At 59.8% G+C, this 14,038-nt stretch carries 12 protein-coding genes; 6 read left to right on the forward strand and 6 right to left on the reverse strand.

Translation table 11 applies throughout. The features are described from left to right. Nucleotides 1–74: 74 nt before the first annotated feature. Complete coding sequence (locus AYR47_RS15815; RefSeq protein WP_061435852.1) at nt 75–842, reverse strand: DODA-type extradiol aromatic ring-opening family dioxygenase; 768 nt, start codon at nt 840–842, stop codon at nt 75–77. A 103-nt stretch (nt 843–945) separates the two neighbouring features. Between AYR47_RS15815 and AYR47_RS15820 the strand changes: the two genes are divergently transcribed. Further along, nucleotides 946–1,602 carry a thiopurine S-methyltransferase gene (locus tag AYR47_RS15820; protein WP_061435854.1) on the forward strand — a complete coding sequence of 219 codons (657 nt, stop codon included), beginning with the start codon at nt 946–948 and terminating at the stop codon, nt 1,600–1,602. Nucleotides 1,603–1,658: 56 nt separating this feature from the next. Here the strand turns inward: AYR47_RS15820 and htpX are convergent, their stop codons facing one another. Both htpX and AYR47_RS15830 read right to left on the reverse strand, forming a co-directional pair. Continuing rightward, a complete protein-coding gene (htpX, locus tag AYR47_RS15825; RefSeq protein ID WP_033901382.1) occupies nt 1,659–2,546 on the reverse strand; it encodes a protease HtpX in 888 nt (295 codons plus the stop codon). 303 nt (nt 2,547–2,849) lie between these two features. After that, nucleotides 2,850–4,061, reverse strand: a complete 1,212-nt coding sequence (locus AYR47_RS15830; protein WP_033901383.1) for a pyridoxal phosphate-dependent aminotransferase — start codon at nt 4,059–4,061, stop codon at nt 2,850–2,852. 202 nt (nt 4,062–4,263) lie between these two features. Between AYR47_RS15830 and msrB the strand changes: the two genes are divergently transcribed. The 3 genes from msrB to AYR47_RS15845 all read left to right on the forward strand — a co-directional run bounded on the left by msrB (nt 4,264) and on the right by AYR47_RS15845 (nt 5,746). Further along, nucleotides 4,264–4,656, forward strand: a complete 393-nt coding sequence (gene msrB / locus AYR47_RS15835) for a peptide-methionine (R)-S-oxide reductase MsrB (protein ID WP_033901384.1) — start codon at nt 4,264–4,266, stop codon at nt 4,654–4,656. Between the two features lie 128 nt (nt 4,657–4,784). After that, nucleotides 4,785–5,270, forward strand: a complete 486-nt coding sequence (locus tag AYR47_RS15840; RefSeq protein WP_033901385.1) for a glutathione peroxidase — start codon at nt 4,785–4,787, stop codon at nt 5,268–5,270. Beyond that, nucleotides 5,267–5,746: a MarR family winged helix-turn-helix transcriptional regulator gene (locus tag AYR47_RS15845; protein ID WP_033901386.1), complete on the forward strand. Its 480-nt coding sequence runs from the start codon at nt 5,267–5,269 to the stop codon at nt 5,744–5,746. The genes AYR47_RS15840 and AYR47_RS15845 overlap by 4 nt, the downstream gene beginning before the upstream one ends. On the opposite strand, the gene AYR47_RS15850 is transcribed toward AYR47_RS15845, so the two are convergent. After that, nucleotides 5,700–8,009, reverse strand: a complete 2,310-nt coding sequence (locus AYR47_RS15850; protein WP_061435856.1) for a hybrid sensor histidine kinase/response regulator — start codon at nt 8,007–8,009, stop codon at nt 5,700–5,702. The two genes, AYR47_RS15845 and AYR47_RS15850, sit on opposite strands and share 47 nt — an antisense overlap. 164 nt (nt 8,010–8,173) lie before the next feature. Here AYR47_RS15850 and AYR47_RS15855 point away from each other — a divergent pair, with 164 nt between their 5' ends. Next, nucleotides 8,174–9,064: an ATP-binding protein gene (locus AYR47_RS15855; RefSeq protein WP_061435858.1), complete on the forward strand. Its 891-nt coding sequence runs from the start codon at nt 8,174–8,176 to the stop codon at nt 9,062–9,064. Continuing rightward, entirely contained in the window at nt 9,061–9,543 is a 483-nt protein-coding gene (locus AYR47_RS15860; protein WP_061435860.1) for a GAF domain-containing protein, read from the forward strand. The genes AYR47_RS15855 and AYR47_RS15860 overlap by 4 nt, the downstream gene beginning before the upstream one ends. A gap of 25 nt (nt 9,544–9,568) precedes the next feature. Here AYR47_RS15860 and AYR47_RS15865 read toward each other — a convergent pair whose 3' ends face one another. Together AYR47_RS15865 and AYR47_RS15870 are read right to left on the reverse strand one after the other, a co-directional pair. After that, complete coding sequence (locus tag AYR47_RS15865) at nt 9,569–13,204, reverse strand: transporter substrate-binding domain-containing protein (protein ID WP_082781507.1); 3,636 nt, start codon at nt 13,202–13,204, stop codon at nt 9,569–9,571. Between the two features lie 8 nt (nt 13,205–13,212). Then, entirely contained in the window at nt 13,213–13,839 is a 627-nt protein-coding gene (locus AYR47_RS15870; RefSeq protein WP_033901391.1) for a response regulator transcription factor, read from the reverse strand. Nucleotides 13,840–14,038: the final 199 nt, after the last annotated feature.

Consider the following 14,038-nt stretch of genomic DNA (forward strand, 5'->3'; position numbering starts at 1 on the left):
TGCCTGCTCGATTTAGGATCAACCCCCAGTCAAATGTGGGAGCGGGCAAGCCCGCTCCCACATTTGGATCTCAGTCAGCCGAACCGATAGATGTCCATGCCGAGAGCGCCCATGGTGAAGCCTTGATGCGCGATGCTGAAATTACCTCCCGCACCACGCGCAAAGTACAGCGGCAGCAGGTGCTCATCACTGGGATGGCTGCGCACGGCATTCGGCGCCTGGCGGCGATAGTCGTGCAGCGCCTCTTCATCGCCGGCGGCCAGCTTGTCGACCACCCAGTCCCGGAAGTCTCGCGCCCAGGGTTCGATGCTCTCAGGCCCTGCGTGCCAGTCCAACTCGCCCAGGTTGTGGGTGATGCTGCCCGAGCCGATCAGAAGTACGCCCTGCTCGCGTAGGCTGGCCAGCGCATGCCCAACCCGGGTCTGCAGGGCAGGGCCCATGCCACTGGGCAGCGACACCTGCACCACCGGGATATCGGCCTCCGGGTACATCAACGACAGGGGCACCCAGGTGCCATGGTCGAATGGGCGGCGGTCGTCGGTGCGCGCATTCAGGCCGTCGGCCTTCAGCAGCTCGACAATTTCCCCGGCCAGTTGCGGGTTGCCCGGTGCCGGGTACTGCACGGCAAACAGTTCGCGGGGGAAACCGCCGAAATCATGCCAGGTTTCGGGCGCCGCATTGCCGCTGACGAGCAGTTCATGACTTTCCCAGTGCGCCGACACCACCACGATGGCTTTCGGGCGGGGCAGCTCGGCAGCGAGACGCTGAAGGGCCGGGCCACTGGCACCGGGTTGCAGGGCAAGCATGGGCGAACCGTGGGAGATAAACAGGCTGGGGAACATAAGTGGGGTCCTGAGCGTTAACATGGGCCCATCTTCAATCAGATCATTGATCTAAATCTAATATAAGTTTTAGCACCATTTGATCGAATTACTGGGAGGATCTATGGAGCCTACATTTTGGCAGGAGCGCTGGGCGCGCAATCAGATCGGCTTTCATTTGCCCGAGGTCAACCCTTACCTGCAACGACATTGGCCGCAGCTGGCGCTCGCCGAAGGCTCCAAGGTATTGGTGCCGCTGTGCGGCAAGAGCCTGGACTTGATGTGGCTGGCCAGCCATGGGTTGCGGGTGATGGGTGTGGAGCTGTCGGAACAGGCCGTCGAGGCGTTTTTCAGTGAGCAGAACCTTGTGCCACGCATCACTCGGCGCAATGCCTTTACGGTGTACCAGGCCGACCTGATCGAAGTATGGTGCGGCGACTTTTTTGCCCTGGACGCCGAAGCCCTGATCGGGTGCGCCGCATTATATGACCGCGCGGCCCTGATTGCCTTGCCACCGCTGATGCGTGCGCAGTACGCCGAGCAGCTGGGCCGCTTGCTGCCGTCGGGTTGCCAGGGGCTGCTGATCACACTCGATTACGATCAGACGCAAAAAGCCGGGCCGCCTTTTGCGGTGACGGATGAGGAGGTGAAGGTGCTGTTCGGGTCGGACTGGACCCTGAGAGTGCTGCAAGAGCAAGACGTTCTGCAGGAGAGCTGGAAGTTTGTGCAGGAGGGTGTCACGCAGCTTGATGAGCGGGTCTACCGGCTAACCAGGGCGTAGATCGCGGCCACAAAAAAGGGGCGATTCAATCACCCCTTTTTTTGCGTTGCGGATTATCAGCCCATGCGACGCAGTGCGTCGATACGCTCTTCCAGCGGCGGGTGGCTCATGAACAGGCGAGCCATACCCTGCTTGATGCCGCCGTTGATGCCGAAGGCGGTCAGGCTGTCCGGCATATGCACCGGCAGGCCTTGTTCAGAGCGCAGGTGTTGCAGAGCTGCAATCATCGCCCCGGTGCCGGCCAGGCGGGCACCAGCTTCGTCTGCGCGGAATTCCCGTTTACGCGAGAACCACATGGTGATCGCACTGGCCAGGAAGCCCAGCACCAATTCGGCGAAGATCGTCGCGACGAAGTAGGCAATGCCGCGGCCGCCTTCGTTCTTGAAGATCACCTTGTCGACAAAGTTGCCGATGATCCGCGCGAAGAACATCACGAAGGTGTTCACCACCCCTTGGACCAATGCCAGGGTGACCATGTCGCCGTTGGCTACGTGGCCGATCTCGTGGGCCAGCACGGCCTTCACTTCATCGTACGAGAAGCGTTCCAGCATGCCCTGGCTGACGGCAACGAGTGCGTCGTTCTTGTTCCAGCCGGTGGCAAAGGCGTTGGCTTCATAGGCCGGGAAGATCCCGACCTCGGGCATCTTGATACCGGCTTCGCGGGACAACTGCTCGACGGTCTGCAGCAACCATTGCTCATGCCGGGTACGTGGCTGGGTGATCACTTGGGTGCTGGTGCTCATCTTCGCCATCCACTTGGAGATGAACAGCGAAAACAGCGAGCCGGCAAAACCAAAGACCGCACAGAAAACCAGCAGCTGATTGAGGTTCAGGTCAACCCCGTTGGCCGCCATGAACCCATTGAAGCCGAAAAGGCTCAAGGTGATGCTGGCAATCAGCACGACCGCAAGGTTAGTGGCCAAGAACAGCAGGATGCGCATCATGGTTGTAGAGTTCTCCTCATGCTTAATATGTCGCGTACTGCGGGGTATATAAGGTGCGGCATGGGGTGATTCAACCGAGCGACTATTTCAAACTGTGTCCTACAGCCAGAATGTAGAGCCTTGAAGGGAATTTCCGATAGGGAAAAGGCCGCTAGATCGATTCACCGTTGGCCTGCCGCCCTGCAATTACAGGGGGGCGGTGGTTTTTAGAGGTTGACGCAGTGCTGAAGCGAGTGAGAGCCAGAGAAGTGTTGCCAGATACTCGCTGTACGACCGATTGTCGGCCGTACAGCGTCGTTGGCGTTACTGGCGATAGGACTTGAGGAAGTTGCCGATGCGACCAATGGCCATCTCCAAGTCATCCACACGCGGCAATGTCACCACGCGGAAGTGATCCGGCCACGGCCAGTTGAACGCGGTGCCTTGGACGACCAGCAGCTTTTCTGACAGCAGCAGGTCGAGCACGAACTTCTCGTCGTTGAAGATAGGGCATACCTTCGGGTCGATCCGCGGGAAGGCGTACAGCGCGCCCATGGGTTTCACGCAGCTCACGCCCGGAATCGCGTTGAGCAATTCCCAGGTGCGGTTGCGTTGCTCCAGCAGGCGGCCTTGGGGCAGGACCAGGTCATTGATGCTCTGGTAGCCGCCCAGGGCGGTCTGGATGGCGTGTTGGCTCGGCACGTTGGCGCACAGGCGCATGTTGGCCAGCATGTCGATGCCTTCGATGTAGCTCTGGGCGTTGTGCTTGGGGCCGGAGATGGCGATCCAGCCGGAGCGGAAGCCGGCCACGCGGTAGGACTTGGACAGGCCGTTGAAGGTCAGGCACAGCAGGTCCGGTGCCAGGGAGGCGGTGCATACGTGCACGGCGTCGTCGTAGAGGATCTTGTCGTAGATCTCGTCGGAGAACACCACCAGGTTGTGCTGGCGTGCCAGTTCGAGCATGCCCAGCAACACTTCCTTGGAATACACCGCGCCGGTCGGGTTGTTCGGGTTGATGATCACCAGGGCCTTGGTGTTCGGGGTGATCTTGGCCTTGATGTCGGCCAGGTCCGGGAACCAGTCGGCGCCTTCGTCGCACAGGTAGTGCACCGGATGGCCCCCCGCCAGGGTCACGGCGGCGGTCCACAGCGGATAGTCCGGCGCCGGTACCAGCACTTCGTCGCCATTGTTGAGCAGGGCCTGCATGGACATCACGATCAGCTCGGACACGCCATTGCCCAGGTAGATGTCTTCGATACCGACACCTTCGACCTGCTTTTGCTGGTAGTACTGCATGACCGCCTTACGTGCGCTGAACAGGCCTTTTGAGTCGCTGTAGCCCTGGGCGGTGGGCAGGTTGCGGATCACGTCCTGGAGGATTTCATCCGGCGCTTCGAAACCAAAGGGCGCCGGGTTGCCGATGTTCAGCTTGAGGATGCGATGGCCTTCCTCTTCCAGGCGTTTGGCGTGCTTGAGCACTGGGCCGCGAATGTCGTAGCAGACGTTGGCGAGCTTGTTCGATTTGCTGACCTGCATGGCGATGTGATCCTGAAAATGAACGATCCAGACGGTGGGGACACTACCGTACTGCGAATCCTGCGGGGCCCGCACCCATAAATACGTTTGAATGCCGGTAGCGCGGGTGCCAGACTGGCGTTTTGAAGAGGCGCAATCATACGTGCCGCCTGATCCATGGAAAAGACACAGATCAGGCTTTTTCAGTTGCCGAGGTGTACCGATGGAAAAGTTGCAGAAAACCGTTGAAGAATGGAAGGCGATGCTCGATCCGGAGCAATACAACGTGTGCCGTCTCAAGGGCACCGAGCGACCTTTCAGCGGCAAGTACAACGCCACCAAGACGGACGGTGTGTACCACTGCATTTGCTGCAACGAGCCGCTGTTCGACTCCACCACCAAGTTCGACTCCGGCTGCGGCTGGCCCAGCTTCTACGCGCCGATTGCCGACAGCGCGATGATCGAGATCCGTGACGTCAGCCACGGCATGATCCGCACCGAAGTCACCTGCGCCAAATGCGATGCCCACCTGGGGCACGTGTTCCCGGACGGCCCGCCGCCGACCGGCCTGCGTTACTGCATCAACTCGGTGTGCCTGGACCTGGTGCCGCGCTAGGTCTGCCAGCGCTCCTGCGGATAACGCGGGAGCGCCCTATAGCGGGCTATCATTCCGGTCAATTCAATTGCACACAATTTAATTGCCTACTATGTTTATCCTTCTTTCCACCAGACTGAGGCATTGCCATGAGCAACAACCTGCTGAGCATCCCTTGCACCACCATCAAGGGGGAGCAAAAGACTTTGGCCGATTTCGCCGGCAAGGCCATCCTGGTGGTCAATACCGCCAGCAAGTGCGGTTTCACCCCGCAATACAAGGGCCTGGAGCAGCTTTGGCAGCAATACAAGGATCAAGGGTTGGTGGTGTTGGGTTTCCCCTGCAATCAGTTCGGCAAGCAGGAACCGGGTAACGAAGGCGCGATTTCCGAATTCTGCGAGCTGAACTTCGGTGTCAGCTTCCCACTGTTCAAGAAGATCGACGTAAATGGCAGCGACGCCCACCCATTGTTCGTGCAACTGAAACAACAGGCGCCGGGTTTGCTCGGTTCCAAGGGCATCAAGTGGAACTTCACCAAGTTCCTCATCGGCCGCGATGGCCAGGTAGTCAAGCGCTTTGCGCCGACCACCAAGCCGCAGGACCTGACCCAAGAGATCGAAGCCCTGCTCAAATGACCGTCTCCCTGGCGCTCGACCATCAACTGTGTTTCAAGCTCTACGCCGCCTCCAGGGCGGTGACCCGCGCGTACAAGCCCATGCTTGATCAGTTGGGCCTGACCTACCCGCAATACCTGGTGATGTTGGTGTTGTGGGAGTGGCACGTCGCAACGCCGCTGCAACCCACGGTCAAGGCGTTGGGTGAGCGCTTGATGCTGGATTCCGGCACGCTGACGCCGCTGCTCAAGCGCCTTGAGCAACTCAGTCTGGTCAGGCGCCAGCGCAGCGCCAAGGATGAGCGGGAAGTGCACTTGAGCCTGAGCGAAACCGGTGTGCAGCTGCGTGACCAGACTCATGGCCTCAAGACGCGGCTGCTGTGCGACAGCGGTATCGACCTGAACCAGGCTGACGCGCTGCGCGAGGGCTTGGACCAGTTGCTTAGACAGATCAGAGACTTGTCGTCTTCGGCACCCACAGCTCCAGCAAGCCACTGAGTTCCTCACGCCGGAACGGCTTGGCCAGGTAGTCATTCATGCCCGCAGCCCGGCAACGCTCGCGCTCTTCGGACAGCGCGTTGGCGGTCAAGGCAACGATCGGCAGGTCTGGCCAGCGCCCGCTGCGACGGATCTGCCGACTGGCCTCATAGCCGTCCATCACCGGCATATTGCAGTCCATCAACACCAGGTCGAAGCGTTGTTCCTCAAGGAATTTGAGCGCCTCGCCACCATGGGCTGCGACGATCACTTCACACCCCAGTTTGCTGAGCATGCCTTTGGCCACTAGTTGGTTGACCGGGTTGTCCTCCACCAACAGGATGCGCGCGCGGTGTGCCAAGGGGGCAGCCTCCATCTGGATCGGGTCGAGGATCAGTTGTGCGTCGCTGCGCAAGTTACGTTGCAGGATCTGATACAGCGCATTGCGGCTCAGTGGGCGCGCCTGTTGTTGCAGCGGTGCGAGTGCCGCAACTTCTTCGCTGGGCATGAAATTGCCATAGGCGGTCACCAGCAGGATCGGCGCGTTGAGGGTGGGGCGCAGGCGAAACAGGCACTCGGGGCAGTCGGTGATCAGCAGGTCCGGGGTTTGCCCGCTCAAGTCATCATCTTGCGAGTAGCAGCGAGGTGTCAGGCCCCAGTGAGGCAGCAGGGTGGTCAGCAGTTCAGTGAGGCCGCTGCCGGCATGGGTAATGACGGTGACCTCACCCTTGAGCGGCAGTGGCTGGGCGGCGGGCAAATGGGTTGGCAGCGGCAGGTCGGCGCAAAACTGGCTACCGAAGCCCACTTCCGAACTGATGCTCAGTCGGCCTTTCATCGCTTCACACAGGTTGTGCGTCAGCGCCAGGCCCAGGCCGGTGCCGCCGAACTGGCGAGTGATGCCGGCGCCCGCCTGGGTGAAGGGCTGGAAGATCTTCACCTGGGCTTCCTGCGCAATGCCGATGCCGGTATCGCAGACCTCGATGCGTACCTGGCCCTCCCGCGCGCTGAGGCGAACATCTACCCGTCCGAAGCGCGTGAATTTAAGGCCGTTGGACAGCAGGTTGCTGACGATCTGCCGCACGCGGGTCGGGTCGCCCAGGACCTGCGCCGGAAACTGCGGGTCGATCAGGCACGTCAGTTCGACGCTGGGCGCGGCGTTCTGTGACAACAGGTTGGCGGTGTCTTCCACCAACGAACCCAGGTCGAACGGGATACGCTCCAACTCCAACTGGCCAGCGTCGAACTTGGACAGGTCGAGGATATCGTTGAGCAACTCCACCAGCACTTTGCCTGAGTCATGGGCGATGGACAGTTGCTGACGCTGTTCGGCGTTGAGCGGGCTGTCGAGTGACAGCGCGATCATCCCCAGCAGGCCGTTGAGCGGTGTGCGGATTTCGTGGCTCATGTTGGCGAGGAACGCCGCCCGTGCCTGGGCCATGCCCAGCGCGTGCATCTTTGCCGCTTCCAACTCATCGTTGGATTGGCTCAACCGCTGGTTGCTGGCCTTGAGCTCCAGGGTGCGGGCGGACACGATGTCTTCCAGTTGTCCCAGGTATTCGGTCAACCGATCTTCGGCGTGGCGGCGTTGCTGGATCTCCGTCTCCATGTTTTCGAACTGCTGGTTGGCCACGTTCACCAGCACGCCGATCTCATCGTGCTCGTGGCCGGGCGGGCAATCCAGGCGTGCCTGCCGGCGGTTGCTCAGCTCGCGGATGATGCGCACCAGCGGCTGGGTCAGCATCACGTAGAACAAGCCCAACAGGATGCCGGTCAGCAACAGGCTGCGGACAAAGCCGTTGAGCAGGGTAATCTCGGCACGGCGCAGGAAACGGCTGCCAAAGGCATAGGTGTCGACGTCCAGGCGCAGCACCCCGAGGGACTCGTTGGGCATGTGACTAAGGAACAGCCGGTCTTCGAACTGGCGGTTGGCGCCGAACAGGAAATCGCTGACGGGGCGGTAGGTGCTCTCTTTACGTGGGCGGTCGACATCCGCCAGCACCACGCCATTGTTGTCGATCAACTGGGCATGAATGATGGCGGGGGAGTGCAGCAGGCCCAGGGCCAGTTCCTGGGCCAGTTCGGCGTCGATGTTGTAGGCGATGCGTGAGGCGGGGTTGTGGCTGATTTCGATCAGCGAGCGAATTTCACGGTTGATGGATGCGTCTTCGCTGGCATAATCAATGCCGATTTGGATCAGGCTGAGCAAGGTTCCCAAGACGAAACCGACCAGCACAGTCAATCTGGCTTGTTTATAAGACAAGCGGTGGGCGAACTTGATATCCATCGAGTGTTGAACCACTTCACGTTTCCCTTCGCCCGGCAAGCATAGCTGAACATCCACAGGTTCTGGCTTACCCGGCATGAATCGTTTTTTTACGCAGCCTCGTGCGGTCTGCCGCAGGGTTGCCAATACGCCATCTTTTGCAAGAACTTGCCAGAGGAATAATCGTGGATGCTCGATTGAATGCGTTTCTTGAACGGGCCGATGCAGTGCTCGCCCGCCTGGAACCCTTGTTACCCGCGCCCCGCCAAACCATCGATTGGAACCACTGCCTGGCTGCCCGCTGGCAGCGTGAAGGCCGCACGGGTTTCCTGTTGCCGTTGGATGTAAGCCTGGAGATGCGCCTGTCCGACCTGATCGGTGTGGACAAGCAACGTGAAACACTGGCGCGCAATACCCAGCAATTCATCGACGGCCTGCCTGCCAACCATGCACTGCTGTGGGGTTCGCGTGGCACCGGCAAATCCTCCATGGTGCGTGCCTTGCTGGCCCAGCATGCCAAGGCCGGCTTGCGCCTGATCGAAATCGAGCGCGACCATTTGGCCGACCTGCCACGCGTGGTTGAACAACTGGTCAAGCTGCCGCAGCGGTTTATCCTGTTCTGTGACGACCTGTCGTTCGAGGCCGGTGAAGGCGATTACCGCGTGCTTAAAAGCGTGCTTGACGGCTCCCTGGAGCAGGCCCCGGAAAACGTGCTGTTGTATGCCACCTCCAACCGCCGTCACCTGGTGCCGGAAAACCAGAGCGACAACGACAACTGGAAACGCGTGGACGGCGAGTTGCACCCGAGCGAAGCGGTGGAAGACAAGATTGCCTTGTCCGACCGCTTTGGCTTGTGGTTGTCGTTCTACCCCTTCACACAAGAACATTTCCTGGATGTGGTGGAGCACTGGATCGGCGAGCTGGCCAGCAAGGCCGGTTTGCAGTGGCAGCGCGATGAAGCCCTCGACATCCTGGCCGTGCGCTGGGCGACCGGACGCGGCAACCGCAACGGTCGTTGCGCTTATCAATTCGCCCGTTACTGGGTAGGCCTCAAATTGCTGGAGCTGCAACCATGATCGATCTACAAAGCGCTGGCACTGGCCTTGATGGCTACGCCATGCTCTATGCGCAACTGGAGTCGCTGCTGGCCGATGAGCGGGATTTCATTGCCAACAGTGCGCAGTTTTCTGCGTTCCTGTTCAACCAGTTGGACGACTTGAACTGGGCTGGCTTCTACCTCAACCGTAACGAAGAGCTGGTGCTGGGCCCGTTCCAGGGCCAGATCGCCTGCGTGCGCATTCCGTTTGGCCGTGGCGTGTGCGGCGCAGCGGCCGCCTCGCGGCAGACCCAGCGCGTGGAGGATGTGCATGCGTTCCCAGGGCATATCGCCTGTGACAGCGCGTCCAACAGCGAGCTGGTGGTGCCGCTGGTCAAGGACGGCCAACTGATTGGCGTCCTTGACCTCGACAGCCCGTCGGTGGCGCGTTTCACCGTCCAGGACCAGGCGGGTATCGAACAGCTGGCGGCGATCTTCCTGCGCTTGACCGACTGCTGATCACGGGAGGGGCGGCCTGCGCCCCTTACTGTCCCTCCAGGCCGTGAAGCTGCCCTTGCAGCAACCTCTCCAGTTCCAGCATGAGTTTTTCCAGGGCTTTTGCCCCGGCTTCGATCACTGCCCAGTCATCCTCACGGGCGCACGCCTGTTCAAGGGTTTCACACTGCCCAGCCAGTGGGGTCGCCTGAACAATGCGCGCAGCGCCCTTGATTTTGTGGGCCTGCTCGGTGATCTCCTGGAGCGGGGCGTGTGCACTGATCAGCGCCGCCAGTTCCTGGCGATCATGCCGACTGCTGCTCAGCAGTTCTTCCAGCAAACGCCAGCTCAACTGTGGATCGCCACCGGTAAGGGCCTCGAAGTTGCCGAGGTCCAGGTGCAGGTCAGTGGTTTGCGGGGCGATCTTTGCCAGTTGCCGTTCCAGTGCCGTGAGGCTGATCGGTTTGAACAGGCAGTCGTTCATGCCCGCGTCGGCACAACGTTGCTTCTCTTCGGGCTGGGCATTGGCGGTAAACCCCAGCACCACGCAGGGCGCCAGCTGCTCGCGCTGTTCGTACTCGCGGATCGAGCGACTCAGTTCATAGCCGTTCATGATGGGCATGTTGCAGTCGGCGATCACTAAGTCGAAACGCTCCTGGCGCCAGGCCTGGAAACCGGCGGCGCCATTCTGGGCGGCGCTGAACTGATGCCCCAGGTAGCCCAGTTGCTGGCACATCAGCAAGCGGTTTGCGGGATGGTCGTCCACGACCAGCACGTTCAGCACTGGCGCGCTTGCAGGTGCCTCAGGCTTGTATTCAAGCACCGGCTGTTCCGGCTGAAGACGGGTCATGTTCAGGCTGATATGCACCTGGGTGCCCACCATCGGCACGCTGCTGAGGCTCAATTGCCCACCCATCATCGCGCACAGGCTGCGGCAGATCACCAACCCAAGGCCGGCGCCGCTCCTGGCAAGCTGCCCGGAATTGTCGGCCTGGGCAAAGGGCTCGAACAGGCGCAACTGATCATCCCGACTGATCCCTATGCCGGTGTCCTCGACCACCAGTTTCATCTCGACCTGCTGCGCCAGCTCGGTGGGCAGCACCTCGACCTTGACTTTCACCTGGCCACGCTCGGTGAACTTGATCGCGTTGCTGACCAGGTTCGACAGCACCTGCTTGAAGCGCAGCGGGTCGATCAGGACTTCGGTGTCATCCAGGTTGGGGTTGAACTCAAGGGACAGGCTGAGGGTTTTCTGGCGTGCCAGGCCGTCGAACACGCGCACCACCGACTCGATCACCTCCCGCAGGTTGACACGCTCCGGCGCGAGGCTCAGGCGGCCGGATTCGATGCGCGCGATGTCGAGGATATCGCCGATCAGTTCGAGCAGGTCCTTGGCTGAGTTGTACGCCACTTCGATGGCCGGGCGATCGAGATGACCCTGGTCGGCGCGCTTGAGGGTGAGTTCGAGCATGCCGATCACCGCGTTCATCGGCGTGCGGATTTCATGGCTCATGGTGGCGAGGAACGTGCTCTTGGCCCGGTTGGCTTCGTCGGCGCGTTCTTTGGCTGCGCGGATTTCATCGAACAGCTGGCGTCGTTCGCTGATGTCGATCCAGCCGCCAATAATGCCTTGCACCTCTCCAGTCGAGTCACGGTAGGGCAGGATCCAGTGATAGATCGTCAGTTTCTTCCCGTGGATATGCAGCGTGCGGTCCAGGATCAGCGGGTTACCTTCGGCCATCACGCGCTGGTAGTCGGCATGGTATTGCGTCGCATCGGTTTCAAGGGCGGCGCTCATCTGGATGGCGCTTTTGCCGATCACGTCTTCGCGTTTGACGTTGAACACCTGCAAGTAGCTGTCGTTGCAGGTCTGCAGCAAGCCTTTACGGTCACGTACGTAGATGGGGTGCGGGGTTTCGTTGACCAAGGCCCGCATGAACTCGAATTGATCATTGAGGGCGCGCTCGGCCATTTTGCGATGCTTGATCTGACGGCGCATATAGGCGTTCCAGCTCAGGGAGATCAGCAGCAAAAGCCCGGTGCCGATGATGATGCGCGCGATCAGTTGGTGATAGTTGCGCCAGTAGCTGTCGGAGGCGGCGGTGTAACCGCGCCAGCGACTGTTGATGACCCCCAGCTCATCCGGTGCGATGCTCAGCATGGCCTTGTCGAGAATCGAGCTGAGTTCGGTGGCGTTGCGTGAGGTGGCCAGCGAAAATTTAGCGGGCGTGGTGCCAATACTGAAACTGATCTGGACCTTGTCCTGAAACATGGAGGACGAGAGGTAATAGTTGGCGATGACCAAGCTGTTCACGGCACCGTCGACGTGCCCTTGCACCAGCAGCTCGGCGGCTTTGAAGTTATCACCCGTTGCGACCAATTGAATGGTTGGGAAGTGCTCGCGCAGAAACGCTGCCATTGGGCTGCCTTCAGTGACGGCCACGCGCTTGCCTTCCATTTCTTCCAGGCTGGTCGCCGCCTGGTTTTCCTTGCGTGTCAACATTACGTAGGAGTTTTCCAGGTAGGGACGGCTGAAGTTCAACCGGGCTTCCCGTTCCGTGCTGGGAACGATGGCGCCAATGATGTCGGCCTTCCCTGCGTCGACCTGTTCGATCATTGACTGAACGACACGCTCACGTTGGATATCAAAACGCAGCCCTGTGCGCAGGCGAACCAGTTCCAGCAGGTCGGCGGTGATGCCGCGGAAGTTGCCATCGGCGTCGAAGAACGACAGCGGGGCAAAGGTCTCGTTCACGATCACCTTGACCACTGGATGCTCCTGTAGCCAGCGTTCTTCGCGTTGTGTCAGTTGCAGTTTCTGGTCGGTCAGCAAGATATCGCTGCCGGCGCTCCAGCGTTTGGCGATCGCTTCCCGTTCATTGGTGGGCACGGCCGTCAATACGGCGTCGACAATGCTCAATAGCGTCTGCTGGTGTTGGGGCATGGCGAAGCTGAACCCGTAGGCTTCGTGTTTGCCGAAGTTGGCCATGCGGATGTTCTTCAGGTAGCCCTTGTTGATCATGTAGTGAGTAGAGATGGTATCGCCAAGGAATACATCCGCCTGGTCGAACGCCACCGCATTCAAGGCATTTTGATAAGAGGGATAAGCGCGTAGGGTCGCCTTGGGGTACAGCTTTTCCACCTCGCTCAACGGCAGGTAGTGGTACACCAGCGCCAGGCGCATGCCGGCCAGGCCATTGGTCAGGCTGCGGGTTTCTCCTTCGCGGGTGACGAGGACCGGCTGGTCCACCGCGTAGGGCTCTGACAGCGTGAGGTTTGGGTTGGCCGCCTCAAAACCGTTGGAAGATCCCAGCAAATCGATAGCCCCCGTTTCAAGCGCGCGGATCGCGGCCTCGCGAGAGGGGTAGCGCAATACTTTCACCGGCAGGGCCAGCGCCTTGGCCAGCAGGCCGGCGTAATCAGCGGTGAGACCCTCGTAGTCACGTCCGCTGGACGTGAGGTCGAAAGGTGGGTAATCAGGCGCCGCAGTACCCAGCACCAACTCGCGCTTGTTTTGCAGCCATTGGCGTTGAGCCTTGTTCAGGTGGGTTTCCAGTTGAACCGAGCCTGCACGACTCAACAAGGCGAAATGTTCCGGGCCCGTTGGCGGGTTCGCAAGTACCACGGTGCTGAAGCACAAACCGGCACTCAATATAATCAGATAGTCCTTTATACGCCTGGGCATCCGCTTTCTCACACTAGCGCGTTTCGTTTTGCCATCTCGATAAGTTCTACCAAGGACTTGGCTTGAAGTTTCTGCATCAGCCTCTTTTTATAAGTGCTTACTGTTTTGTTACTCAGAAACATGCCCTTGGCAATTTCCTTGTTGGTTCGTCCTTGTGCAAAAAGTTGCAATACCATCAGTTCCCGGTCATTGACGGTCTTGAATAGTTCAAGCTCCTGGGATTCGATGCTATCGACACCATTGGTATTCAGTGCCTGGCTGGGGAAGTAGTTGTAACCGGATAACACTGCACGGATGGCGCTCAGCAACTCGCTCAGGTCGCCTTCCTTGCACACGTAGCCATCCGCGCCCGAACGCATGCAGCGTGTGGCGAACAGGGTGGGCGATTGGGCGGTCAGTATCAGGGTTTTCATCGGGGTGTTCATGGCGTTGAAGCGGCAGAGCACTTCGAGGCCATCCAGCTTGGGAATGCTGATATCCAGGATAATCAGGTCAGGCAGGCATTCGCGTACCATTTGTATGGCGTCGCACCCGTTATCGGTTTCGCCCACGACTTTATAGCCCTCGTGTTCCAACAACATACGGATGGCGAGCCGTATAACCGGGTGGTCATCGATAATAAAAACTGAGTTCATGATCACATTCCGTACAAGTGCAAATAAAGCGGGCACATTAGCTCAGAAGAGGAGGGAGGAGCATGAGTCGAGGGGGAGTAGATATAAAACAGGAAAAGTCCTACATTAAAAAAGGTAGCAGCCTACCAGTTGCTGAGGCTTGGTGAGGCGCTACGTCGATGCTTTGAACGTGAATAGGCTAACGGTTGCTGCCATGGAT

The organism is Pseudomonas azotoformans, assembly GCF_001579805.1.
Lineage (GTDB): Bacteria > Pseudomonadota > Gammaproteobacteria > Pseudomonadales > Pseudomonadaceae > Aquipseudomonas > Aquipseudomonas azotoformans_A.

What these genes read in the sequence shown, in the direction of transcription:
- AYR47_RS15870 (WP_033901391.1), bottom strand. Translation starts at nt 13,839, where the DNA reads ATGAACTCAGTTTTTATTATCGATGACCACCCGGTTATACGGCTCGCC.
- msrB (WP_033901384.1), top strand. Translation starts at nt 4,264, where the DNA reads ATGGAAAAGTTGCAGAAAACCGTTGAAGAATGGAAGGCGATGCTCGAT.
- AYR47_RS15830 (WP_033901383.1), bottom strand. Translation starts at nt 4,061, where the DNA reads ATGCAGGTCAGCAAATCGAACAAGCTCGCCAACGTCTGCTACGACATT.
- AYR47_RS15865 (WP_082781507.1), bottom strand. Translation starts at nt 13,204, where the DNA reads ATGCCCAGGCGTATAAAGGACTATCTGATTATATTGAGTGCCGGTTTG.
- AYR47_RS15850 (WP_061435856.1), bottom strand. Translation starts at nt 8,009, where the DNA reads ATGGATATCAAGTTCGCCCACCGCTTGTCTTATAAACAAGCCAGATTG.
- AYR47_RS15820 (WP_061435854.1), top strand. Translation starts at nt 946, where the DNA reads ATGGAGCCTACATTTTGGCAGGAGCGCTGGGCGCGCAATCAGATCGGC.
- htpX (WP_033901382.1), bottom strand. Translation starts at nt 2,546, where the DNA reads ATGATGCGCATCCTGCTGTTCTTGGCCACTAACCTTGCGGTCGTGCTG.
- AYR47_RS15815 (WP_061435852.1), bottom strand. Translation starts at nt 842, where the DNA reads ATGTTCCCCAGCCTGTTTATCTCCCACGGTTCGCCCATGCTTGCCCTG.
- AYR47_RS15845 (WP_033901386.1), top strand. Translation starts at nt 5,267, where the DNA reads ATGACCGTCTCCCTGGCGCTCGACCATCAACTGTGTTTCAAGCTCTAC.
- AYR47_RS15860 (WP_061435860.1), top strand. Translation starts at nt 9,061, where the DNA reads ATGATCGATCTACAAAGCGCTGGCACTGGCCTTGATGGCTACGCCATG.
- AYR47_RS15840 (WP_033901385.1), top strand. Translation starts at nt 4,785, where the DNA reads ATGAGCAACAACCTGCTGAGCATCCCTTGCACCACCATCAAGGGGGAG.